Below are 22,302 nucleotides of genomic sequence, written 5' to 3'. Positions count from 1 at the left end.
ACCAGCGAAAATCGCTGGTAATAGGTATCTGACTGATAATACACCACTATACCCTAAATAATCCGGGTTAAGGATGTGCAGGCTACCACCTGAAGTATGACGGGTTATTACGCACTGGCACGGGAAATATAGTGCCAGTCCATCATAATGCGTTCTGCAGGGGCCTGGGGATTGTCGATTTTATTGAGCAATAAGCCCACCGCCTTGCGGCCAATCTCACGCGACGGTTGCGAAACCGTGCTGAGAGGTGGCGTGACCATTTCGGCCAGTTCCGTGCCATCAAACCCGACGACCGCGATATCCTGGGGCATGGCGAGTCCGGCCTCGTGAATAGCCAGCAATGCCCCTGCGGCCAGGGTGTCGGAGACGGCAAATACCGCATCGGGGCGTTCGTCAGCACGCAGCAGGTTTTCCATTGCCGCTTTCCCGGCGCTGAAGCTTAAATCCTGGGCATATTCCACCGCTTTCCAGCAACGCTGTTTTTCCGCTAACGCGCTGGTGTAGCCTTGCTCACGCAGGCGGGCATATTTGTAGCTCAAATCATGGTTGATAAGCGCGATGCGCTGGCAGCCGCGCGCAAGCAGCTGCTCAATGACGCACCGAGCGGCCTCCACGTCATTAATACCCACGCAGGAGACGTCTCCTTCATCGGCATACTCCGCGCACTGTACCCAGGGGGCGCTGCCTATCAGTGTTGTCAGTTCCGGCAGGCGAGCAAAGGCATCCATTGTGATAATGCCGTCGACAATTTTACCGGAGAGCAGTTTAAGCGCAGAGCGGGAACGCTCCATATCGGAGCCGGAATTACAAAGCAGAATGCGAAAACCGTTCTGCTCGGCCGCTTCTTCTATCCCTTTCACCACTTCGGCACAAAAGGGGTTAGCGATATTCGACACCAGTACCAGGATCATTGAGCTGCGGGCGGTACGCAACTGACGCGCCATCAGGTTGGGCTGATAGTTGCTTTCCGCGATGGCCTTCAGTACGCGTTCACGGTTGGTCTCTTTTACCGACTCGCTGTTATTGAGGACACGTGAAACCGTGGCAACGGAAACGCCAGCCAGCCTGGCGATTTTCTGAATGGACATAACGTCGAGAGTTCCTGCGGTTAGCGGTGGGTTAGCAGGCTATCATATTGCCGGAAGGCATGCACGGTGGACTCCCTCGCTATTCAGGAAGAGAGTGGGGATCAGAGCTATATGCTACTTCTGGCGTCGCTCCCCTCACCCTGATCCCCAAAGGCTGAGGGATGCCCAGTCATATTACGTTTTGCAGCGATATCATTGCTGAATGAGAATAAAGCAGTTACCGCGATGACAGGGTCCGGCTGAAAATCGACGACGCGTATCCGCAAGGCCGGGGTGACGCGCAGGGATGTTGCCTTCGCCCGTCCCCGATAAGCCTGAAGGAGAAGCTAAGTGGACCGCGCCAGCGGCGATTTTCCTGGCCGGGAGCCCGGGTCGCCAGGGTGGTGGCGGTGAACCACCCTGGCACGTTCACGGGTTCTGGAGCGACAGAAAAGCAAGAAACATAAGGTGAACGGAATGCCTCCTCAGCGCCGCATGTTTCCCCTCACCCTTGCCCTCTCCCCGGAGGGGCGAGAGGACTGTCCGTGCATACATTTTTTCTGAGGATTCCTCAGCCCTCAAGAGAGAGGGGACCGTCCGTGCCCGCAGGCACATCCATCTCAATACTCCACCGTTACCCATTTTTGCTGAGCGTGACTTTGCAAAATGGCATCAATAATAAACATCACGTTGGCGCCGTCATGGAATGAGGCAAACCGGGCCTGCTCACGCGCAGGCATCTTGCCGACTTTTACTGCCGAGTAGAAGTTAAGCATCATGTTCCTGAAGGCATCCGGCCAGCCTTCGATATGACCACCGGGGAAGTGGGCGCTGGCGGCTACGTCCGGAGACATCAGTCCAGGATCATCGGTGAGGATCTGGTTCGGCTGCTGACGATGCCCGATCCACAGCTGCTGGGGGATCTCCTGGTCCCAACCCAGTGAGCACTCACTACCATTTATCTCAAAACTGAGGCGGTTTTTGCGCCCGGCGCTCACCTGCGAAACGCTGAAACAGCCCTTGCTGCCATCATCAAAACGCAGCAGGACCGAGGCGGCATCTTCGGTTGTTACCGGGCGTGCTTCCCGTTGCGCTCCCTCATCTGCCGATGAGAACGTCGCGGCAGAAGAGCGCACCTGGCGGGTCGGCCAGACAATCGCCAAATCCGCCATCACCTCCGTGATACGCTTTCCGGTGACAAACTGCAGGGTATCGCACCAGTGAGAACCAATGTCCCCCACCGCCCTTGAGGCTCCGCCGACTGACGGATCCACGCGCCAGTTGTAGTCGGTTTCAAGCTGCATCCAGTCCTGCAAATAGCTGCCATACACCGAGAACAGGCGCCCCACTTTCCCACTGCGGTTCATGCTCGCAGCCTGCTGCACCATCGCAAACTGGCGATAGACAAAGCTGACGCCATGCACCACGCCCGCCTCTTCGGCTAAGGCCACCAGTTCGCGGGCTTCGTCTGCGTTCATGCAGAGCGGTTTTTCGGAAAAAAGATGTTTTCCGGCGCAGAGCACCTGGCGGTTAATCGCAGCGTGAAGATGGTTAGGCGTGCAGTTATGCACTACCTGAAGTCCCGGATGAGCCAGTAGGTCCTCCACGCTGCCATAGGCATGGGGAACGCCCAGCGCACGCGCTTTTTGCGTGGCGTTCGCCAGCGACGCATCACATAAGGCGACCACCTCGACAAACCCCAGGCGACGCAGCGCCTCAATATGCGCCGGACCAATAAAGCCGGTGCCAATAATGCCTGCCTGAATCATTCAACCTCTCCCAGACCTAACATCCTGCGCACGCTTGCGCGGTCTTCTGCCCCGGCGGCAAAGTCATCAAACGCGTGGGCGGAAACCGGGATAATGTGGCGACGAATAAACTCACTGCCCTCCCGCGCGCCCACCTCACCCGACTTCAGGCAGCACTCCCACTCCAGCACCGCCCAGCCCTCATAACCGTAGCGGGTGAGCTTGCTGAACACCGCGCCAAAGTCTATCTGCCCGTCTCCCGGTGATCGAAAACGCCCCGCTCTGTCGGCCCAGGTCTGATATCCCCCATAGACACCACTGCGCCCGCTGGCGCGAAACTCCGCATCTTTAACGTGAAACGCTTTGATACGTGAATGATAGATATCGATAAACGCCAGATAATCAAGCTGCTGCAAATGCAAGTGGCTTGGGTCATAGAGAATGTTACAGCGCGGATGGTGGTCGACCTTCGTCAGGAGGCGCTCAAACGTGACGCCATCATGCAGGTCTTCACCCGGATGAATTTCAAAGCAAAGGTCCACGCCCTGCTCGTCGAAACGGTTGAGCACCGGCAGCCAACGACGCGCCAGCTCGTCAAAAGCCTCTTCAAGCAACAGCGCATTGTGCGGCGGCCAGGGGTAAAAATAGGGCCAGGCCAGCGCCCCGGAGAAGGTCGCGTGCGTCTTCAGACCAAGATTTTTTGATGCCACCGCGGCCTGCATCACTTTTTCGACCGCCCAGGCCTGACGTGCCGCCGGATTACCGCGCAGCGACGCAGGCGCAAAGCCATCAAAGGCGGCATCGTAAGCCGGGTGCACGGCTATCAGCTGCCCTTCCAGATGGGTAGAGAGTTCGCTAATGACCAGCCCATGCTCTGCCAGCAGCCCGCTGACCTCATCGCAATAGGTCTGGCTTTGTGCGGCACGCTCAACGTCAAAAATCGCCGGATGGTTGCAGGGGATCTGCAGCGCTTTAAACCCCAGCCCGGATGCCCAGCCCGCCAGCCCGACGAGCGAGTTAAACGGAGGCTCCCCGCTGATAAATTGCGCCAGAAAAATGCCCGGCCCCTGAATGGTTTTCATAGCGTCTCCCAATTTTTATGCATGGTCACTGTCTTTATATTTAAACGAGACCAGGAAAATCAGTGCGATAACCGCTGCCGCGACGGCCGGTATCCACCAGAAGGTCACCCAGGCCTGGGGAATGGCCTGCCCCGCCACGAGGCGGTTATAGAGCGCACCGGAAATCTGCGAGCCGAGCAGCATGCCAATACCGTAGGTAAACATCACAATCATGCTCTGGGCCTGGCCTTTGACCTTTTCCCCGGCCACGCGGTCGGTATAGATAAAGCCCACCACGAAGAAGAAGTCGTAGCAGACGCCGTGCAGCAAAATGCCGAGATAGAGCAGGAAGCGCCCCTCTTCACTGACGCCAAGCGCAAAGAAGGCGTAACGTACAAACCAGGCGAGCATCCCAATCAGCAGCATGTATTTCACACCCAGACGGCGGAACAGCAGTGGGATAACCAGCATGAAAAAGATTTCAGACATCTGACCAAACGACATGGCGGTACTGACATCCGCAACCCCGGCATCCGCCAGATATGAGGCGGTGTAGGCGTAATAGGTGCCCAGCGGGACTGAAATCAACATCGCGCACAGCGAAAACACAAAGAAGTGGCGGGTTTTCAGCAGCGCAAAGGCGTCGGCACAGAACAGGTCACGCAGGGCGACCGGTTGCCCTTTTGCCGGTGCGGGGGTATGGGGCAGCGTCAGGCTGTAGAGCGCCAGCAGAACAGAACAGGCTGCCGCCACCTGGAAAATAGTCACGCTGGAGGAGATGCCCGTAACGCCGATAAAAATACCCGCCACAATCCAGCCGATGGTGCCAAACACGCGCACCACCGGGAAAGTTTTGTCGATATTCGACAGACTATGAAACGCAATATTGTTAGTCAGCGCCAGCGTCGGCATGTAGCACAGCGTGTAACCAAACAGCAGCGCAATCAGCAACGAGCCATTTTCCGCGACCAGCGCCTGAGGCACAAACATCAGAATAACCGCCCCCGCCAGATGCATCACCGCCATCACTTTTTGCGACGCGAAGAAGCGGTCTACCAGCATCCCCAGCACAAACGGCGAGAGAATCGAGGCGATAGGCCCCGCCGAGAAGGCATCGCCAATTAACAGCGACATGTTGTGCTGCGTCATCACCAGACCTAAAGTGACCGACCAGCTTCCCCAGATAAAAAATTGTAAAAACATCATCAGCGATAGCCGGGGAACCAGCAGTCGGTGCTGAACATGACTTCCACTACTTTCGGTTGTTGACACCATTTTTTTGCCCCACCCTAAAAAAGTAATCGATTACAAACGCCATCAAATGAAAAGTAATCGATTACAAAATTATTTTCCTGTTCAGTGAAACAGGAGTGGGAGATCAGTCACGATAAATTTTGTTGGGATAACGTCCCGCCCTGATCGGCGGGACGAAAGATCAGCACGTTAGGCTTTACGACGTGAGAGTGTGAACGCAGCGAACAGGAAGGCAATCCATACCGGCAGCAGAATAGCAGAGGTGCGCATACCGTCTATGGTGCACATCAGCGCCAGAATCATCAACATAAAGGCGATGCACAGATAGTTACCCGCCGGGTGAATAAGCGCTTTAAACAAGGGGTCACGGCCTTTACGCCGCATGGCCGCACGGAATTTGAGGTGTGCCAGCGAAATCATTATCCAGTTCAGCAGCAGTGTGGCCACCACAAGCGCCATCAGCAGACCAAAAGCCTCTTTCGGCAGCAGATAGTTCACCAGCACCACCAGCGACGTGATGGCCCCGGAGAGGAACAACGAATTCACGGGTACGCCACGACGGCTGACGCGCGTTAAAAATGCAGGCGCATTACCCTGTACTGACAGACCAAACAGCATACGGCTGTTGGAGTAAACACCGCTGTTGTAGACCGATAACGAGGCCACCAGAATGACAAAGTTCAGCGCCGATGCCACCAGGTTACTGTTCAGATCATGGAAAATCATTACAAACGGGCTGCTGTCGGCTTTGATATCGACCCACGGGTAGAGGGTCAGTAGTACCACCAGCGAACCGATATAAAAGAGGAGAATGCGATAGACCACCTGGTTTACGGCTTTCGGAATAGATTTATGCGGATCGCTGGCTTCCGCTGCGGTGATCCCGATAAGCTCCAGCCCGCCAAAGGAGAACATGATCACCGCCAGCGACAGCACCAGCCCGTTCCAGCCGGTGGCAAAGAAGCCATCAAAACGCCAGAGATTTTCGACGCTCGCTTTTTCTCCGCCGTTGCCGCTAAACAGCATCCACAGGCCGAAGCCTATCATTCCGATAATGGCGAGGACTTTGATGAGCGCGAACCAGAATTCGGTTTCGCCGTAGAGGCGCACGTTCACCAGATTAACGGCATTGATAATGATGAAGAAGGTTGCGGCCCAAATCCACGTCGGCACCTCCGGGAACCAGTACTGCATATAAATCCCGGCGGCGGTCAGTTCCGCCATTCCCACCAGCACAAACATTGCCCAGTAGTTCCAGCCAGACAGGAACCCGGCAAACGGCCCCCAGTATTTAAAGGCAAAGTGAGCGAACGACCCGGATACCGGCTCTTCAACAACCATCTCACCGAGCTGGCGCATAATCAGAAAGGCAATAATGCCTGCGACACCGTAGCCCAGCAGCACTGCTGGCCCCGCCATCTGGATTGCCGGGCCAATGCCGAGAAACAATCCGGTGCCAATCGCGCCGCCAAGGGCGATTAATTGAATGTGGCGGTTTTTAAGTCCTCGTTGCAGCGTCGGCCCTGTTTCCGACGCGGCATCTGCGAAGTGCTCAGATGCCATTGACGCGTTTTTCACGTCTTTCCCCTTTCTTGTTGTCATGAAGCCGCACCTTTTAACACTTACAGCAAGGTGTAGCAAGACCAGGGAAAGGGTCTCCCCTACCATCAGGCATCGCTCGTTCATAAGGCATGAGTGATAGTCATGATAGTTTTTATAGATTCTATTGACGCTCTATTTTTTATTTATATAATCTAACCATACTTTTAATAAAGCGTGAGGATGAAATGACAGATTCAGCGATCGTTGTATTTACCGCCAGGGGCTTTGACAGAATGCTCAAAGAAGGGGGTTCTCAAGCCTGGGTGCTCAATGAAAAGCGTGCAAGAGGGTGTAAGTACGTGGTCTGCGTGCAGAATCGGGATCCTGCCGATAACCAGCATAATGACTGGGGAGACGTCTCCGACCCGCATAAAAACGCTTTCTTTATTGGCAAAATCTCTGACATCGTTCCTTCACCAGCCTGGGACGGTACGCGTCCGAAGAAGTGGCTTATCAGGGTCAGTGAATATGCCCACCTTGCCATTCCTGATATGTGGGATGGTGCCAGAAACCCGGTGGCCTACTCTTCTTTGAAAGCGCTGGGCATTAAAGAGGACAAGCTGGTTTTCAATAAGATGCCTGCGGTTGACATTACACCGCCCAACGTTGTCGAAGCGTCAGCATCAGAACCCGACCTGAGCGGCATTACCATCCAACAGGCAAAAAAACTGCTGGCCAAAAAGTATGAAGTTTCAGAAGAGTGTATCGAAATTATTATCCGGGCATAGCACGCCGGCACCTGCAGTCATGAACAGATTAACGCCCTGATCATAAAATAAAATGCGGAGCCGGGAATGAGTATAGACTGGGAGGCAATGTTGGTGACATTCACTTAGAGCATATTGAAAAGATCGAACGTGCAGCGCGTATGCTGGCGAAAATGAAAAAACAGCCTGAAGCTGATTAAATAATTTTCCTGCGTATGGGTTTATCCGGGACGGGTGTCAGACCTGGTTATCAGATAGCGCTTTTTAATGGCAGCATGACGCCCATCACGGGTATTAACCACGAGGCCTTTGGGGTAGAAGAGTTTGCAAGCCTTCGGGTATCAAAACGCTACTTTATTGACGATCTTACTACCCTGCGTCTGTCTGGCGGCACGCTGGAGGCTGACGACCAGTAACGTCATTCGCCGCTGAGAGACGGTCATTTTTTGCAGGCACATTCTGGCGCTTCACCGCGCCAGTCCCGCTGTCAGGTCCGTGTCAGCTTGCTGTCGGGTGCGTGTCGTGTTGCTTTTTTACGATTTGAGCGACGCTTGGTTATGTTCAAAACGGAGATCCTTTATGATGACCAACAATGTAAAAGCCTACCGCCTCGCCCGCGCCTGGTCCCAGGAGCAACTGGCTGAAATGGCCGCCATCAGCGTTCGCACGGTACAACGCATCGAAAATCAGGAACAGCCCAGCCTGGAAACGCTAAGTGCGTTAGCTGCGGTATTTGAGGTGAGCGTCGCGGAGCTATGCGCAAACCGTGAAAGCAAAAATGACGAGGCCGTGGATCAGCGGATTCACAGCGCCCGCAACCAGCTTGAAGCAGAAACCCGTTTTTATCGCAGCCTGCTGACGGCAGTGATGGTCTGCGGGCTCCTTTATGTACTCAACCGCACCACATCGCCACAAAGCCACTGGTCACTGTGGGTCGCCGCCATCTGGGGCGCACTGATTCTGCTACGTGGGCTGCGTATTTTTATCTTTGGCAATCTGATTGCCGACTGGCAAAAGAAACGGCTGCAAAAATTGCTGCGTAAGTAAGGCAGTACTGGATTAAAAACCGTTCAGTAGAAAATTGAGTGCGTCTTTTACACGCTGGCGGTGATGACGGACATCCCCCACTTCCTTCATTACAGCACTTTCACAAAGCATACCACCTCCGGCCTGCCGATGTAGCGCCCATAGTTCCCGGTTTGCCTGTAGCCCTGCTTTTCATAGAACGCCACCGCCGGGTGATTAACGCGGCGGGTCTCCAGTTTCATTTCGTGATAGCCCAACTCTCTTGCCGCCTGTTCAAGATAACGCAACAGCGATGAGCCAATCCCCTTCCCTGCGTGCAACGCAAACATGCGCTTGAGTTCCGCCGTTTCTGCGCTCAACGGACGGATAGCCCCACAACCCACGGCAACACCCTGCTCATCATAGGCCAGCACCCAGAGCGCCCTGTCTGCTTGCACATCGTCAATATTAAAGGAGTGCTTCCCGCTGCTGCCGGTGAGGGTCGCAAGCGCGACAGACAATTTTTCGATGAGGGTCCGGGAATCCACCGATAAGGGATCGGCTCTGGTGATATGAATCATGGCAGTGTGCTCTCAGGCGGGTTATTCAGAACCTTCACTTTAACGATGGGGAGTAGAAAAAACACCCCGGTATGCTGCCAGAGTGCAGACCACTGGCTTAGAGGAAGGTTGATGCACGAGGAAAAACGGCAGAAGAGGTGTGGTCGGGCATCCTTGCCCAACCTGTTACCTGCGCGGCAAAGCGGCGTCAGACTTAGAAATCGTAACTCATCGAGACTTTCAGGGTACGTGGTTCCCCCTGGAAGATATAGGAACCGTTGTCCTCGACGCTGGCCCAGTATTTCTCATTGGTGACGTTGTCCACACCCACGCGCCAGACCATCTCGTTCTGCTCCTGATTCAGACGCATACGATAACGCATGCCCAGATCGAGGGTGGTGTAGCTGTCCAGTTTCTTGGTGTTGGCGTTGTTAGCGTACTGCGAACCGGTGTGATTGACACGTGCGGTCGCCGTCAGGCCCTCAACCGGTTTGATGTCGTACTCCGCCCCGATAACCGCATAGAAGTTAGCCACACCAATTGGCGTATTGCCTTTATTCAACCCATTCTGCGTTTTGGTCAGTTCAGCATCAAGCCAGGTTGCGCTGCCGTTCAGACGCAGGCCAAGCATCGGCTCACCGAAGACGTTCAGCTCAATACCCCGGTTACGCTGCTCACCATCAAGCGCGTAAACGTTGGTGTTGCTGTTCTGAATAGCGGTCGGTTTTTTGATTTCAAACAGCGCCAGCGTACCGCCAATGCGTCCGAAATCGGTCTTCACGCCCACTTCATTCTGTTTTGAGTGGGCAATGCCGGTGGACTCAAACTGATTAGCTGCCCCTCGCGGTGCGGTGCTGCCCGGCTGCAGCGCCTCGGTATGGTTGGCGTACAGGGAGACGCTCTCCAGCGGTTTATACACCACACCCAAAGTCGGCATCCAGCGATCTTCGGTATAGCGGGACGCGGTGGTCTCTGCGCCCGTGGCATTGCTGTAGTTACGTACCCATACCTTCTGGTAGCGGGCCGCGGCGGTAAAGCGCAGGCTGTCATCGAGCACCCCGAGGGTGTCGCTGAAGAGCCAGCCCTGAGTACGGGTGCGGCTGGTGGTGAGCGGATCGTGATAATTGCCGCCAAAAATGGTATTTGCCGGAATGGCGACATCGTCATTGTCATAAATATTGACCGGCGCGCCTTTGCCCGCCATCCGCCACGCGGTTTTATCGCGTTTGATGTTCGCAGAATACCCGACGTTGACGTCATGCGAGACAGCGCCGGTATCAAAGCGACCACGCACGCCGCCCATTCCACTCGACGAGTCCATGATGCGATTGGTATCCAGCCGCCCGGCGGTGGCATCGCCCTCTTTGTTAAGGAGTTTCGGCGTGCTGTAGATGCCCTCTTCATGGGCGTGCTGCGCGCCATAGGCCGCATACGCCGTCCAGTCATCGGTCAGATCGTACTCGGCGCGCGCCATCCCGAATTCGTTTTCAATGTTGCTGTAGCCCCATTTCTGGGCAAAGTTTTTGCGCGGTTCGGGGACATCAGGAATAAAATCCACACCGCTGATATTCAGCCCGGTCGTGCCTCCGTGGAAGGTTTTTTTCTGATATCCCACATCCAGTGAGGTGCGCAGACGATCGCCACGGTAATCCAGGCCCAGTGAGGCCAGCGTCGTGCGACGTTTATCATCCTCCGCTGCCGCCTCACCTTCACGATGCACCAGGTTAACGCGCGCGCCGAACTGATTGTTATCGCCAAAACGACGACCGACATCCAGGGTTCCGCCGACCTGGGAACGGGTGCCATAATCCACGCCCACGCGGGTCACGGGCACGTCTTCTGCATGTTTGGGTTCAAGGTTTATCATGCCCCCCACGCCGCTTGACGCTGCGCCGTTCAGCAAGGCGTTTGCCCCTTTAAACACCTCTACGCGCTCGATCATTTGGGTATCTACCACCTGGCGCGGTAACACTCCCGGCAGACCGCCAAACAGCATGTCGTCACCCTCCAGGTTGAAGCCACGGATACGATAGGTTTCCGCAAAGTTGCCGTAGCCCTGAACAACCTGCACGCCCGCATCATTGCTGACCACATCCGCGACGGTTTTCGCCTGCTGATCCTGCACCAGTCTGGAGGTGTAACCGATAACGTTAAAGGGCACATCCATCGCCTTCTGCTCGCCCATCATGCCCAGACGACCGCCGTGGGCCACCTGGCCGTCAAGATAAGCAGGGACCAGCGCATCGCCACCAGCGTTGAAATCGCTTGCAGGTGTTGCCTGCACAACAATGGTGTCGTCCGGTGAGGTTTTGCTGTTGGCATCCGTGGTGGCAGCGGTCGCAGAATGCGCAGCGGCACCGATTGCTAACGCCAGTAACGTTTTGCGCAATGGGGTATGTGGGTAAGCGTTCATGGTTAACTCGTGATTAAAACAGAAGTTAGGCCCGTTTCCGGGCCCGTTGATTAATTGAGCGGAATACGGACAACGCTGTCCGGGCCGTTCGTCGAGTGATCTTTATTGAAACCCTGCTTCACGGTGACGTACAGCGTCTGCCCGTCAGCAGTGAGCAGGAGGCTGTTCGGGTGTGGCTTCAGATCCCAGCTTTTCTTCACCGCGTAGGTGGTGGCATCCAGACTCAGCAGTTTGCCGGACTCACGTTGCGTGATGTAAATCTCATGACGTATCGGGTTAAATTTGACGGCCAGCGCATCGCCCGATAGCGTTTTCATGACCTTACCGGTGTGAATATCCAGCACCAGCGTCGTTTTCGCTTTGGCGTTGTCGGTCACAAACAGACGGCCTGTCTCGTTGTCTTCGGCAATATTCAGCAGCAGTGCAGGCTGGTCGCCGAGAGGCTTCCAGCGTTGTTCAATGCGGTTGGTGCGCGGGTTCACCACGAGAATTTCACCGCCGCCGTTAGCGACATAAATGCGCTGCGTCTGTTCAGACCAGTGCAGCCCCGTCACCCACTTGCCGGCATTTTTGATGCGGGTTTTTAGCTTCATGGTGTTGGCGTCCACCACCCAAACCAGTGCCGGGTCGCCGACCGCGCCAACGTAGAGGAGATGGTTGTGCAGCAAAATCTCACGTGCGCCGAACGGGAAGCCCTCTTTATTACGCTCCGGGAAGCGCACACGGTTCAGTACCTTTCCGGTTGCGGTATCCACCGCACTCACGCCGCCATCAAGGGAGTTGGTGACATAGATGATTTTGCCGTCTTCAGAGATAGCCATGCCGAAGTTTTTCAGATCGGTATGGGTCAGACCAAGGGTTTTCAGGCTGGTCGGGTCGAGTTTATAGATGACACCCCCCTGAACATCTTTGAAACCTTCCGCGCTCGCCACATAAAGGGCATCCCCTTTCGGGCTAAGGGCCATTTCATACAGGCCACTGGCAAGATCGCGTTTTTGCACCTTCACCGCCTCTGCTTTGGCAGCAGGCTGTTGGGCGACAGCGGGATGTTTTGCCTGATGCGCCGACTGAGCAGTACAGCCCGCCAGCATCATGACGGACATCAGCGCCAGTGCGGAGGTTTTCATTTTCATGGGGAAAATCCTTTACCGATTAAAGTCAAAAAGGCAGGCGAAAAGCGCATCACGCAGGTGACGTGAGAAGCGTTACGGGCAGGCCACAGGCCTGGTGCGTTCGCCACTTCTGTTCAGTGTTCCCTGTCAGCGTTTATGCCCACTTTTTATCCGGGAAAGCCATCCTGACTCGCCCGATAACACTAAAGAGAATGAGAACTATACTCATTCTATCTGGTCAGGCAAGCGTTATCGCGTGGTCGGGTTTACGAAAAATGAAATGCAGGACCGAAAATAAAAGTCAGGCAGCTGGCCATTAACGTGGCAGAAAGGCCGGCACGTTAATAAAAACGGGGGTGCCACGTCCGCCGTTGCGCTACCAGCCGCATCCGGCCGATTTCAAACCGGCACTAAATTTGGGGTTGATTGATAAGATGATAAAGATTATCTTTCTCATTACCGAATAGTTGAGCAAATCGCTCAGGTATTCGGTACGACATTGCTCACATTGCTTCCAGTATTACTTGCCCGCCATAAGTGCGGGCTTTTTTTTTACCTCGCTAAAGCGGTCACGGTTTGCCTTTGGGAACAATAATCTTCCGTTATCCGGATCGGTAACCCCTTGAAATAAATCCGCAACAATCAGCCTCTATCCTAAGATTATTCTTATCAAGGAGCGATCCAGGATCATGGACTTACCTCTCTCATCGCGACAACTTAATGCGGGTGCCCTCCGTCTTGCCGTTCCGCACGTGACTGCGGATGCCAATAACCTTCAGGTGATGGCGCTGTTCAATGAACATAAAGCTTTAATTGGTTTACCCGTTCTTGAACAGAATCGCCCTATCGGCATGATCAACCGCCATATTTTTCTCTCGCAGATGAGCCGTCCGTTTTTCCATGAACTCTATGACCAGAAAAGCTGCATTGCCTTTATGGATAAAACACCGCTGATCGTTGATGCCAAAGCGGGGCTCGATTTCCTCGCCGAACGCGTTATCGAAACCGGTGATAAAGCCATCACGGAGGGCTTTATCCTCACGGAGAACGACCAGTATATGGGCATTGGCTTAGGTCTTGATTTGATTCGTACCGTCTCAGACCTGCAGGCCAAGCAGCACCTGCAAATTATGCAAAGCATTGAATATGCGCGGGTGATTCAGGAATCCATGCTGAGTCGCTCGCGTCAGAGTATTGAACAAACCCTTGCGGACTGGTGCCTCTACTGGCACCCGCGTGATTGCGTCGGCGGTGATATCTATGCCTTTCAGCCCTGTGAAAATGGCTGGTTGCTGGTACTGGCGGACTGCACGGGTCACGGTGTTCCCGGTGCCTTTATGACCTTTATCTTCTCATCTGCGCTGGAAAAAGCGCTCAGTCTCGCCCCTGCCCGTGAACCTGAGCGCCTGCTGGCGATTATCAATGATTACATCAAACAGACCCTGAGCCAGGTGCACCCCACGGATGACTCCAGCCAGTCGAACGACGGCTGCGACGCTATCGCGTTATTTGTTGATACGCACCATGCCCAACTCATCTGGTCCAGCGCCCGTATGCACGCCTTTATGCTGGGCGTTGACGATGAAGAGGCCTACACCCTGGATAACGATCGTAAAGGAATTGGCTATACCGATACGCCCGCGGATTATCAATGGCATCGCCATCAGCGCCCGCTTCGCCCTGGCGATCGGCTTTTGCTGGTGACCGATGGCGTGACGGATCAGATTGGCGGGCCGCGCGACATAATGTTTGGAAAAAAACGTATTCAGTCACTGTTGACCGAGCAACGTGGGCAGCCAATGTCCGTGGTTTCCGGGGCACTTACGGCCGCGTTGACCGACTGGCAGGGCAAGCAACCGTCGCGCGACGACATGACATGGTTTGGTTTTAGCTGGCGATGAACACCATGAAAATTAACGACCTGCAGGTCAAAGAGGCCGTACTGTTACCTCTGTTTACTCTCCAGCGCCAGAGCGCTGTTGAGCTTTTTTATACCGGCTATTTTTCCCAGCAGAATATTATGTCGATGGGCAGTGTGATCCGCGCCTGGCTGGATAAAAACGAATCCTCATCGGTGACGCGCCGCAAATTATTTTCCGTCTTCATTGAGATGGGACAGAACATTGTGCGCTACTCCTCCGATGAACGTTTTATGTGTACCGGCCAGGAAGAATTACGCTTTGGTTCACTCTGTTTTCATACCGACAACGGAAATTACTATCTTGAAACCGCCAATCTGGTGGGCCCGGAAGAATCCTCACTGCTGAAAACAAACCTCGAAGTGTTGCGTGCTATGACGCAGGCGGAAATACGCGACGCCTGGAAGCAAGGATTACGCAGCGAAGCGCCTGCCACCAGCAAAGGGGCGAATATCGGTTTGTTGACCATGGCGCGGGATACCAGTGTTCCGCTGGAGTATCGCATTCATCCTCTGGCGGCCAGTTCGCTGTCCGCCTTTCATTTAAAGGCGACTTTTTGCCATGACTGAAGTGACATTACCCCCTTCCATTGAACAGGCCGCGACCCAGGCCACGCCGGAAGTGAATTTCGATTTTTCAGCGCAGCGTCTGGTGCTCAAAGGTGAAGCCTGGCCTGAAAATGCGGCGGCATTTTTCCGCCCGCTGTTACAGGCGATTGAGGGCTGGTTACAGGACAAGCCAGCCAGCAGCGAACCCGTTCGTTTGCATGTGGCTCTGAGCTATTTCAATAGCTCCAGCACCAAGATGCTGTTTGAACTTTTTGAGTGCCTGAACGGGTTTGCCAGACGTGGTACGCCCTGTGAACTCTACTGGTACTACGACGCAGAAGACGATATTTCCGAAGAATTCGGTGAAGAGTTACGTATCGACTTCACTTCTCTGGCTGTTGTTCTCATACCGGATCTTAACGAATGTTAGATATTAACGAGCTTTTCAGGGATGAATATTCCGTACTCGAAGACGCTCGACTGGCGGCGGCGGATACGCACCTTCCTGCCGATCTCTGCCGTGAAAAATTGTGGACAGTGGCAAAGCACTACCAGCGCTTGATCCGCGAATCCTATCGTTTAATAACCCGCAGCGATCGCGCTGAACGCGAACTTAATCGCATGAACGAGCAGTTGCAAAAGCTCGCGGCTCAGCTTGAGTATGAAGCGACCCACGATCCCCTGACCGCTGTTTTTAACCGCAGCGCCATCATTAATCAGATCAACAAATCCCTGACGCAGGCCAATGTGGCGCTGATCCTACTGGACATCGATCACTTCAAACGAATCAATGATGAATATGGCCACCCGACGGGCGACCGTGTCATCTGCTCGCTGGTATCACGTATTCGGCGTGCGCTGCCGGAGAGCGCAGCGATTGGCCGGGTGGGGGGCGAAGAATTTACCATCCTGCTGCCGGAAGCGCGTATTGAAGAGGCAATGATTATTGCGAGCTATATTCACGCCTCCCTGAACGCCTCGCCGCTGGATGTGCTGCCACAACAGTTGGTGACCGCCAGTTTTGGCGTCAGTCTTGGGGCGAAAGAGAGTGATTTTGAGACGCTCTACAGCACCTCGGATGCCGCACTTTATATGGCGAAAAAGCGCGGGCGAAACCAGGTTGTGCTCCACGAGGATTTCTTCCGCCCGCCGGTACAACTGCACACCGGCACGGTATTCGCCAGATAGCGTAGCCTCTGGCGAATACGCCGCGTTTACTTCTCGTTCAGACCGAGTTTCTTCTCCAGGTAGTGGATGTTGGTGCCACCCTGCTGGAACTTCTCGTCGTTCATGATGCGGGACTGCAGATCCACGTTGGTTTTGATGCCGTCGATGATGAGCTCCTGCAGGGCGTTCTTCATGCGGGCAATCGCCACGTCACGGGTTTCGCCAAAGCAGATAAGCTTGCCAATCATGGAGTCATAGTACGGCGGTACGGTGTAACCGGCGTAAATATGGGACTCCCAGCGCACGCCAAAACCGCCTGGCGCGTGGAAACGGGTGATTTTACCCGGGCTCGGCAGGAAGGTGTTCGGGTCTTCAGCGTTGATACGGCACTCCACCGCATGGCCTTTCACCACCACATCTTCCTGTCTGATGGAGAGCGGCTGACCGGCAGCAATACGCAGCTGCTCTTTGATGAGGTCCACGCCGGTGATCATCTCGGTAACCGGATGCTCCACCTGAATACGGGTGTTCATTTCGATGAAGTAGAACTCACCGTTCTCAAACAGGAACTCAAAAGTACCCGCGCCACGGTAGCCGATGTCCACGCACGCTTTCGCGCAGCGGTCACCGATGAAGCTGCGCAGTTCCGGAGTGATCCCCGGTGCCGGCGCCTCTTCAACCACTTTCTGGTGGCGACGCTGCATGGAGCAGTCGCGCTCGGCCAGATAAATCGCGTTGCCCTGACCGTCTGCCAGCACCTGAATCTCAATGTGGCGCGGGTTTTCCAGGTACTTCTCCATGTAGACCATGTCGTTGTTGAAGGCCGCTTTGGCTTCCGCTTTGGTCATGGAGATGGACTGTGCCAGCTCGGCGTCGCCGCGCACCACGCGCATACCGCGACCGCCGCCGCCGCCGGACGCCTTGATGATAACCGGGTAGCCGATGCGTTTCGCATGGGCACGGTTAAGATCCATATCGTCGGTCAGCGGGCCGTCGGAGCCCGGTACGGTCGGTACGCCAGCCTGTTTCATGGCGGTGATGGCGGAGACCTTGTCGCCCATCAGACGAATGGTGTCTGCTTTCGGGCCGATGAAAATAAAGCCGGACCGTTCAACCTGCTCGGCAAAGTTGGCGTTCTCGGAGAGAAAACCATAGCCGGGATGGATGGCTTCAGCGCCGGTGATTTCAGCCGCAGCAATAATAGCCGGGATGTTCAGGTAGCTTTTAACGGACTGGGCCGGGCCAATGCAGACCGTCTCATCTGCCAGCAGTACGTGTTTTAAATCGCGGTCCGCGGTGGAGTGCACGGCGACAGTCCGGATGCCCAGCTCTTTACAGGCACGCAGAATTCGCAGGGCAATCTCGCCACGGTTTGCGATGACAATTTTTTCCAGCATCTTCGCCTCGTTATTCGATGATGACCAGCGGCTCGTCGAATTCGACAGGTTGACCGCTCTCGGCAAGGATGGCTTTCACCACGCCCGCTTTATCAGCTTCGATCTGGTTCATCATTTTCATCGCTTCAACGATGCAGAGCGTGTCGCCCACGTTGACTTTCTGGCCCACTTCGCAGAATGCTTTCGCATCCGGGCTCGGGGTGCGGTAGAACGTCCCGACCATCGGGGAACGGACAACATGCCCTTTAATTTCTGGGGCTTCGGGGGCTTCCATCACCGGCGTGGTCGCTGGCGCAATGGCATCGGACAGTGCCGGTTGTTGAGGTGCCGGTGCCGCATAAGCCTGCTGCATCATAGGGTATGAGGGGCCTGCCGTTGCGCGGCTGATACGAACAGACTCTTCACCTTCTGAAATTTCCAGCTCGGAGATGCCTGATTTTTCAACCAGCTCAATCAATTTTCTAATTTTGTCGATATCCATAAGGGTTCTCTGCAGTTCTCTTTTCTTCTGACGACGTCAGCCATTATTCAATTACGCCAGAGTGTAGAAGAGGTTAGAACAAAGCGCATCAGGAAAAAGAGGAGTGTGCAGGGACTTGAAGCAGGAATGAAATGCGAGTGTGGCAGGCTGAAACGTAGAAGCCCTGGCAGATGCCAGGGCCTGGTGTATTAAGTAAAACAAGTGGGACAATGTTGTTTGGCCCCCCGGCGCTTATCTCCGGCACTCACTATATTGTGGCGTTAGCTCTGTCTGGGGTGAAGCCATAGTAGTCCATCGGATTACTCCGATCAATAACCCGAACAGGCCAGATTTTCAGATTTATGATGCCGATCATAGTTTCCGAATGGCGTCAAAAAACGGTTAACATTTATGCAAAAAAAAGCCAACCCGTAACGGGCTGGCGGCAACATGCACAATACCTTTTATCCGGGAGTCGCTTAAAAAAACCGGCCCCCTTTAGCAGTGTCAGAGAGTTTGCATTCCTCATGCCTATTGAGAATAGAAAGCAAAGTAACTCCCTGCTATAAAACAAGAAAATTCCTGGCAACAGGCTTACAGCCACTTCTCCAGCAGCGGACCCTGCGCACCATAAACCGGATCGCTTGCAGGAAAGGGGGCGCTGGCGATAGCAGCCAGCATTGCCTGTGTGGGGGCCTCACGGCACAGGTCAAACTCCAGGTTCGGGGGATAGGCACCCACTATGGAGAAATCGGGCGTACTTCCGTGATTACAGTGCCCTGTGCCCGCGGGCAGAAGGAGCACATCTCCGGCGCTGAGCGTCAGCTCCTTCCCGCCGGGGCCGCCAAGCATCAGTCTTGCCTCGCCTGCAACACACCCCAGTACCTCATGGGCATTACTATGGTAATGGTGATAATCAAACACCCCGTCCACCCACTGTGGAGGCCAGCCGTTTGTGGTAAACAGGTGTTGCGCTGCCGCCGTGCGGTTGTGGGCAGGGAGGACCTGCCGGTAGACCAGAACGGGCAACTCAGGGTTGTTGGGCACCCATGCATGTGGCTGAAGCATCAGCGCCTGGGTTACCGGCGTGGGGGAAACGTGGTTCATAGCCTCTCCTTAACATGCGATTTATCCTTTCAGGGTAGAAGAAGATGGGCGCCCACGCCGGGGATAATGGTAGCGCGGGCATGCCCCCTGTTAACTGCCACGACGCCGACAGTTAACTGTCCCTCGCTCTGGCAGCCCGGAACCGTTACGCTGCACACTGCCCCCTCCCCTTACCTCTTACCCGTGTTTCCACGCACCTTCTTGCGCTGCCCCACCACCAGACAAACCTGTCGCCATTTGCACCAAAATAGCCATAAAAATTGCTTATATCGCAGCTAAATTACGTAAAATCGCTAACAAATCACCCCTGGCACAAAAATGGCATGGAGAGAATAACCTAACCAGTTAGTCAATAATCAGGGGTCCACGGAAATGAGCCAGATAATGTACGCGCCGACGGCCGCCGTCGTTTCAATGAAACCGGCGGTCGTGACAACACGACCCGCCATCATGGTCAACCAAGCTAACGTGGTCTATCCGGCTGCGGATCAGCCGGTACATGCGCTGAAGGATATTAACCTGACGATCCGCCAGGGTGAGTTCGTTTCATTTATTGGCCCCTCAGGCTGCGGTAAAACCACCCTGCTGCGCCTCATCGCCGATCTTGAACCTATCACCTCCGGTGACGTCAGCGTGAATGAGATGTCACCCTCTGAAGCACGCAAGGCCGGGGCATACGGCTATGTTTTCCAGGCCCCCGTGCTGCTCCCCTGGCGCACCGTGCTGACCAACGTCATGCTGCCGCTGCAAATTCGGGGCGTGCCGCCGGAGCGCTGCGACGCTATCGCCCGGGAGCAACTGGCGCGGGTTGGGTTAACGGGATTTGAGAAGAAGTTTCCCTGGCAGCTTTCCGGGGGTATGCAGCAACGCGTCTCCATCGCCCGCGCGCTTGGGTTTGCACCAAAAATTCTGATGATGGATGAGCCTTTTGGCGCACTGGACGAACTGACCCGCGACAACCTCAATCAGCAGTTGCAGCAGCTGTGGTGTCAGGAACAGCGCACCATGGTATTTGTTACCCACTCCATTTCTGAAGCGGTCTATTTGTCGACCAAAATTGTGGTGATGTCACCGCGACCGGGGCGGATCGTGAAGGTGATTGATTCGCCGCTTCCGGCAGAGCGCACGCTCGATATACGCGATACTCCCGCCTTTCTGCAGATAGCCGCAGAGGTTCGCGAGGCGCTGGTGGAGGGGCATCATGACCATTAATCAACGCCTGCACTGGTATGCGCTGCCGGTCGGCACCGTGCTGCTGGCGGCGCTACTCCTCTGGTACGTGCTGGCCTTTGCGCTCAATGCATCCGGGGTGATTGACCGTGTGCTGGCTCCCCGCGGCGCGTGGAGCAGCAGCGACCTGATATATGCCGCGCTGAACGCCAAACGCCCTCTCCTGCCCGCTCCGCATCAGGTGGTTATCGATATCTGGAGCAGCCTCTCCCGGTGGCCGCTCTCCTCCCCACGTAATCTGTTACTGCATACCTGGGTGACCACCAGCGCCGCCCTGACGGGTTTTGCGATGGGGGTGGTGTTCGGCGTGCTGCTGGCCGTGGGTATCGTGCACTCCCGTACCCTTGATAAAGCCCTGATGCCGTGGATTGTCGCCTCACAAACTATCCCGGTGCTGGCGATTGCTCCCATTGTGCTGATTATTCTCGGTAGCGTGGGGATCACCGGCATGCTGCCGAAAGCGACGATTGCTATGTATCTGTGCTTTTTTCCGGTAGCTATTGCCACTGTCCAGGGGCTGCGTTCGCCACAAAAGCTGGAGATGGAACTGATGCATACCTGGGCTGCCCGCCGCATAGATACATTCTGGATGGTGCGCCTGCCCTCCTCATTACCTTATCTCTTTCCTGCCTTTCGGGTCGCCATTGCCAGTGGACTGGTCGGCACAATGGTCGCAGAGCTGCCTACAGGCGCACAGGCGGGCCTTGGTGCGCGCCTGCTGACGGGCTCTTACTACGGTAACACCCTGCAAATCTGGTCGGCACTGGTGATGGCCTCACTGTCAGGGCTGGCGCTGACCGGACTTGTCACGCTAACGGAGCGTCTGGTGCTTCGCCAGCGCAGGGGGAGAGGATGAAAATGAAAACGAAAGCGATACCAGGTGCGGTGCTGCTGGTGGCGGCCTTTCTGCTGTCGGTGCTGGCGTTGATTGCGTTAAATCTGGCAAATCCTGCCATAACTGCCCCTTCAGTCAGCGCGCTGTTACTGATGATCAGTGCCCTTCTGGCCTGTTCGACCCGTCCGCTACGCACCTTGTTGTTTGCCGTCACGCTTGCGGTAAGCGCCGTCTGGCTGGCCCTGCTGCCTTACCATGCCCTGAGTACCTGCGCGCTGGGGCTGCTGGCGATGGTGAGCGTGCAGCGTATGGCCCATGCCAGCGTGCCTGCCAGTGCCGTGGCCGGGTTGCTCGGCCTGTGGCTGCTGTGGTTCTGGCAGATACTGGTGACCGGATACGCTGTTCCGCAGGTTATCTTACCGGCCCCGCTGGCTATTCTCACCGCCCTGCTGGAGAGCCTCTCTTTATTAGCCGGTGACCTGGTGCAAACCGTGCTCAAGTCAGTACTGATCGGCTATCTGGCAGGTTGCGGTTTCGGCATTGGCGTGGCGCTGTTAATTGACCGTCTGCCCTTTTTACAACGCGGCCTGCTGCCGGTCGCCAGTCTCACCAGTACCGTTCCTCTGGTCGGCGTCGCCCCCATTGCGGTGATGTGGTTTGGCTTCGACTGGCCGTCAAAGGCTGCCGTGGTCATCCTCGTGACGTTCTTCCCGGCACTGGTCAGCACCCTGGCGGGGCTTAAAGCCAGCGGCAAGCTGGAGCAGGAGCTGATGTACTGCTACGCAGCCACCCCACGCCAGAACCTGCTGATGCTGCGCCTGCCCGCCGCAATGCCTTTTATTTTCAGCGCGCTTAAGGTCAATGCCACGCTGGCGCTTATCACCGCCATCGTGGCGGAGTATTTCGGCTCTCCGACTGCCGGACTGGGCTTTCGCATTTCAACAGAATCAGCACGTATGCACATGCCGGTAGTGTGGTCGGCGATTGTGGTCTCGTCGCTGGCCGGTTCACTTATTTATGCCCTGCTGGTGCGTTTAGACCAGCGGGTTAATTTCTGGCATCCCTCCCTGCGTGGGAACGCCGCGTCGACGTAAATAACAACATAGTGAT

Annotated in this window: 21 protein-coding genes; 10 read left to right on the top strand and 11 right to left on the bottom strand. The window is 55.4% G+C overall.

The genetic code is table 11. The features are described 5' to 3' along the window. Positions 1 to 107: 107 nt before the first annotated feature. The 5 genes from M1D91_RS06025 to pheP all read right to left on the bottom strand — a co-directional run bounded on the left by M1D91_RS06025 (position 108) and on the right by pheP (position 6,708). A complete protein-coding gene (locus M1D91_RS06025) occupies positions 108 to 1,088 on the bottom strand; it encodes a LacI family DNA-binding transcriptional regulator (protein ID WP_437434216.1) in 981 nt (326 codons plus the stop codon). A 599-nt stretch (positions 1,089 to 1,687) separates the two neighbouring features. Next, positions 1,688 to 2,836 carry a Gfo/Idh/MocA family protein gene (locus tag M1D91_RS06020; RefSeq protein WP_437434215.1) on the bottom strand — a complete coding sequence of 383 codons (1,149 nt, stop codon included), beginning with the start codon at positions 2,834 to 2,836 and terminating at the stop codon, positions 1,688 to 1,690. Further along, positions 2,833 to 3,897 carry a sugar phosphate isomerase/epimerase family protein gene (locus M1D91_RS06015; protein WP_437434214.1) on the bottom strand — a complete coding sequence of 355 codons (1,065 nt, stop codon included), beginning with the start codon at positions 3,895 to 3,897 and terminating at the stop codon, positions 2,833 to 2,835. Before M1D91_RS06015 ends, M1D91_RS06020 begins: the two co-directional genes overlap by 4 nt. 15 nt (positions 3,898 to 3,912) lie before the next feature. Beyond that, entirely contained in the window at positions 3,913 to 5,151 is a 1,239-nt protein-coding gene (locus M1D91_RS06010) for an MFS transporter (RefSeq protein ID WP_437434213.1), read from the bottom strand. 168 nt (positions 5,152 to 5,319) lie between these two features. Beyond that, complete coding sequence (pheP, locus tag M1D91_RS06005; RefSeq protein ID WP_437434232.1) at positions 5,320 to 6,708, bottom strand: phenylalanine transporter; 1,389 nt, start codon at positions 6,706 to 6,708, stop codon at positions 5,320 to 5,322. A 209-nt stretch (positions 6,709 to 6,917) separates the two neighbouring features. Here pheP and M1D91_RS06000 point away from each other — a divergent pair, with 209 nt between their 5' ends. The 3 genes from M1D91_RS06000 to M1D91_RS05990 all read left to right on the top strand — a co-directional run bounded on the left by M1D91_RS06000 (position 6,918) and on the right by M1D91_RS05990 (position 8,486). Further along, positions 6,918 to 7,460 (top strand): hypothetical protein, encoded by a 543-nt coding sequence (locus M1D91_RS06000; protein WP_437434212.1) that lies wholly within the window; start codon positions 6,918 to 6,920, stop codon positions 7,458 to 7,460. A 254-nt stretch (positions 7,461 to 7,714) separates the two neighbouring features. Further along, the gene (locus M1D91_RS05995; protein WP_437434211.1) at positions 7,715 to 7,855 is read left to right on the top strand and encodes a hypothetical protein; all 141 of its coding nucleotides are present in this window, start codon (positions 7,715 to 7,717) and stop codon (positions 7,853 to 7,855) included. Between the two features lie 163 nt (positions 7,856 to 8,018). Then, positions 8,019 to 8,486 (top strand): helix-turn-helix domain-containing protein, encoded by a 468-nt coding sequence (locus tag M1D91_RS05990; protein WP_437434210.1) that lies wholly within the window; start codon positions 8,019 to 8,021, stop codon positions 8,484 to 8,486. 89 nt (positions 8,487 to 8,575) lie between these two features. On the opposite strand, the gene M1D91_RS05985 is transcribed toward M1D91_RS05990, so the two are convergent. From M1D91_RS05985 to M1D91_RS05975, 3 genes are all read right to left on the bottom strand, one after another. Next, the gene (locus tag M1D91_RS05985; protein ID WP_437434209.1) at positions 8,576 to 9,025 is read right to left on the bottom strand and encodes a GNAT family N-acetyltransferase; all 450 of its coding nucleotides are present in this window, start codon (positions 9,023 to 9,025) and stop codon (positions 8,576 to 8,578) included. A gap of 193 nt (positions 9,026 to 9,218) precedes the next feature. Further along, positions 9,219 to 11,417 carry a TonB-dependent receptor gene (locus M1D91_RS05980; RefSeq protein ID WP_437434208.1) on the bottom strand — a complete coding sequence of 733 codons (2,199 nt, stop codon included), beginning with the start codon at positions 11,415 to 11,417 and terminating at the stop codon, positions 9,219 to 9,221. 50 nt (positions 11,418 to 11,467) lie between these two features. Continuing rightward, positions 11,468 to 12,550, bottom strand: coding sequence for a YncE family protein (locus tag M1D91_RS05975; RefSeq protein ID WP_437434207.1), 1,083 nt, complete (start codon positions 12,548 to 12,550; stop codon positions 11,468 to 11,470). 668 nt (positions 12,551 to 13,218) lie between these two features. Between M1D91_RS05975 and M1D91_RS05970 the strand changes: the two genes are divergently transcribed. Genes M1D91_RS05970 through M1D91_RS05955 form a run of 4 tightly spaced genes read left to right on the top strand, consistent with a single transcriptional unit; the run spans position 13,219 to position 16,184 of the window. Next, positions 13,219 to 14,430, top strand: coding sequence for a SpoIIE family protein phosphatase (locus M1D91_RS05970; protein WP_437434206.1), 1,212 nt, complete (start codon positions 13,219 to 13,221; stop codon positions 14,428 to 14,430). A 5-nt stretch (positions 14,431 to 14,435) separates the two neighbouring features. Then, complete coding sequence (locus M1D91_RS05965) at positions 14,436 to 15,017, top strand: SiaB family protein kinase (protein WP_437434205.1); 582 nt, start codon at positions 14,436 to 14,438, stop codon at positions 15,015 to 15,017. Then, complete coding sequence (locus M1D91_RS05960; RefSeq protein WP_437434204.1) at positions 15,010 to 15,426, top strand: DUF1987 domain-containing protein; 417 nt, start codon at positions 15,010 to 15,012, stop codon at positions 15,424 to 15,426. Before M1D91_RS05965 ends, M1D91_RS05960 begins: the two co-directional genes overlap by 8 nt. After that, positions 15,420 to 16,184, top strand: coding sequence for a GGDEF domain-containing protein (locus M1D91_RS05955; RefSeq protein WP_437434203.1), 765 nt, complete (start codon positions 15,420 to 15,422; stop codon positions 16,182 to 16,184). The genes M1D91_RS05960 and M1D91_RS05955 overlap by 7 nt, the downstream gene beginning before the upstream one ends. Positions 16,185 to 16,210: 26 nt before the next feature. Here the strand turns inward: M1D91_RS05955 and accC are convergent, their stop codons facing one another. The 3 genes from accC to M1D91_RS05940 form a co-directional block, all read right to left on the bottom strand. After that, entirely contained in the window at positions 16,211 to 17,560 is a 1,350-nt protein-coding gene (gene accC / locus M1D91_RS05950) for an acetyl-CoA carboxylase biotin carboxylase subunit (RefSeq protein ID WP_457976078.1), read from the bottom strand. Between the two features lie 10 nt (positions 17,561 to 17,570). Beyond that, complete coding sequence (gene accB / locus M1D91_RS05945) at positions 17,571 to 18,041, bottom strand: acetyl-CoA carboxylase biotin carboxyl carrier protein (protein WP_437433715.1); 471 nt, start codon at positions 18,039 to 18,041, stop codon at positions 17,571 to 17,573. 573 nt (positions 18,042 to 18,614) lie between these two features. Beyond that, entirely contained in the window at positions 18,615 to 19,127 is a 513-nt protein-coding gene (locus tag M1D91_RS05940) for a cupin domain-containing protein (protein WP_437433716.1), read from the bottom strand. Between the two features lie 372 nt (positions 19,128 to 19,499). On the opposite strand from M1D91_RS05940, the gene M1D91_RS05935 reads away from it, so the two are divergent. From M1D91_RS05935 to M1D91_RS05925, 3 genes are read left to right on the top strand one after another with little or no spacing between them, the layout of a single operon-like run. Next, the gene (locus tag M1D91_RS05935) at positions 19,500 to 20,339 is read left to right on the top strand and encodes an ABC transporter ATP-binding protein (RefSeq protein ID WP_437433717.1); all 840 of its coding nucleotides are present in this window, start codon (positions 19,500 to 19,502) and stop codon (positions 20,337 to 20,339) included. Continuing rightward, positions 20,329 to 21,213 carry an ABC transporter permease gene (locus M1D91_RS05930; RefSeq protein WP_437433718.1) on the top strand — a complete coding sequence of 295 codons (885 nt, stop codon included), beginning with the start codon at positions 20,329 to 20,331 and terminating at the stop codon, positions 21,211 to 21,213. Before M1D91_RS05935 ends, M1D91_RS05930 begins: the two co-directional genes overlap by 11 nt. Next, positions 21,210 to 22,286 (top strand): ABC transporter permease, encoded by a 1,077-nt coding sequence (locus M1D91_RS05925; RefSeq protein WP_437433719.1) that lies wholly within the window; start codon positions 21,210 to 21,212, stop codon positions 22,284 to 22,286. Before M1D91_RS05930 ends, M1D91_RS05925 begins: the two co-directional genes overlap by 4 nt. Positions 22,287 to 22,302 lie beyond the last annotated feature (16 nt).

It is taken from the genome of Enterobacter sp. SA197, assembly GCF_054131575.1.
Note: the sequence above shows the minus strand (reverse complement) of the source record. Positions and strands in the feature narration are given on the sequence as shown.

Coding starts and splice junctions, on each gene's coding strand:
- M1D91_RS06025 (WP_437434216.1), bottom strand. CDS start 1,088: ATGTCCATTCAGAAAATCGCCAGGCTGGCTGGCGTTTCCGTTGCCACG.
- M1D91_RS06020 (WP_437434215.1), bottom strand. CDS start 2,836: ATGATTCAGGCAGGCATTATTGGCACCGGCTTTATTGGTCCGGCGCAT.
- M1D91_RS06015 (WP_437434214.1), bottom strand. CDS start 3,897: ATGAAAACCATTCAGGGGCCGGGCATTTTTCTGGCGCAATTTATCAGC.
- M1D91_RS06010 (WP_437434213.1), bottom strand. CDS start 5,151: ATGGTGTCAACAACCGAAAGTAGTGGAAGTCATGTTCAGCACCGACTG.
- M1D91_RS06000 (WP_437434212.1), top strand. CDS start 6,918: ATGACAGATTCAGCGATCGTTGTATTTACCGCCAGGGGCTTTGACAGA.
- M1D91_RS05995 (WP_437434211.1), top strand. CDS start 7,715: ATGACGCCCATCACGGGTATTAACCACGAGGCCTTTGGGGTAGAAGAG.
- M1D91_RS05990 (WP_437434210.1), top strand. CDS start 8,019: ATGATGACCAACAATGTAAAAGCCTACCGCCTCGCCCGCGCCTGGTCC.
- M1D91_RS05985 (WP_437434209.1), bottom strand. CDS start 9,025: ATGATTCATATCACCAGAGCCGATCCCTTATCGGTGGATTCCCGGACC.
- M1D91_RS05980 (WP_437434208.1), bottom strand. CDS start 11,417: ATGAACGCTTACCCACATACCCCATTGCGCAAAACGTTACTGGCGTTA.
- M1D91_RS05975 (WP_437434207.1), bottom strand. CDS start 12,550: ATGAAAATGAAAACCTCCGCACTGGCGCTGATGTCCGTCATGATGCTG.
- M1D91_RS05970 (WP_437434206.1), top strand. CDS start 13,219: ATGGACTTACCTCTCTCATCGCGACAACTTAATGCGGGTGCCCTCCGT.
- M1D91_RS05965 (WP_437434205.1), top strand. CDS start 14,436: ATGAAAATTAACGACCTGCAGGTCAAAGAGGCCGTACTGTTACCTCTG.
- M1D91_RS05960 (WP_437434204.1), top strand. CDS start 15,010: ATGACTGAAGTGACATTACCCCCTTCCATTGAACAGGCCGCGACCCAG.
- M1D91_RS05955 (WP_437434203.1), top strand. CDS start 15,420: ATGTTAGATATTAACGAGCTTTTCAGGGATGAATATTCCGTACTCGAA.
- accC (WP_457976078.1), bottom strand. CDS start 17,560: ATGCTGGAAAAAATTGTCATCGCAAACCGTGGCGAGATTGCCCTGCGA.
- accB (WP_437433715.1), bottom strand. CDS start 18,041: ATGGATATCGACAAAATTAGAAAATTGATTGAGCTGGTTGAAAAATCA.
- M1D91_RS05940 (WP_437433716.1), bottom strand. CDS start 19,127: ATGAACCACGTTTCCCCCACGCCGGTAACCCAGGCGCTGATGCTTCAG.
- M1D91_RS05935 (WP_437433717.1), top strand. CDS start 19,500: ATGAGCCAGATAATGTACGCGCCGACGGCCGCCGTCGTTTCAATGAAA.
- M1D91_RS05930 (WP_437433718.1), top strand. CDS start 20,329: ATGACCATTAATCAACGCCTGCACTGGTATGCGCTGCCGGTCGGCACC.
- M1D91_RS05925 (WP_437433719.1), top strand. CDS start 21,210: ATGAAAATGAAAACGAAAGCGATACCAGGTGCGGTGCTGCTGGTGGCG.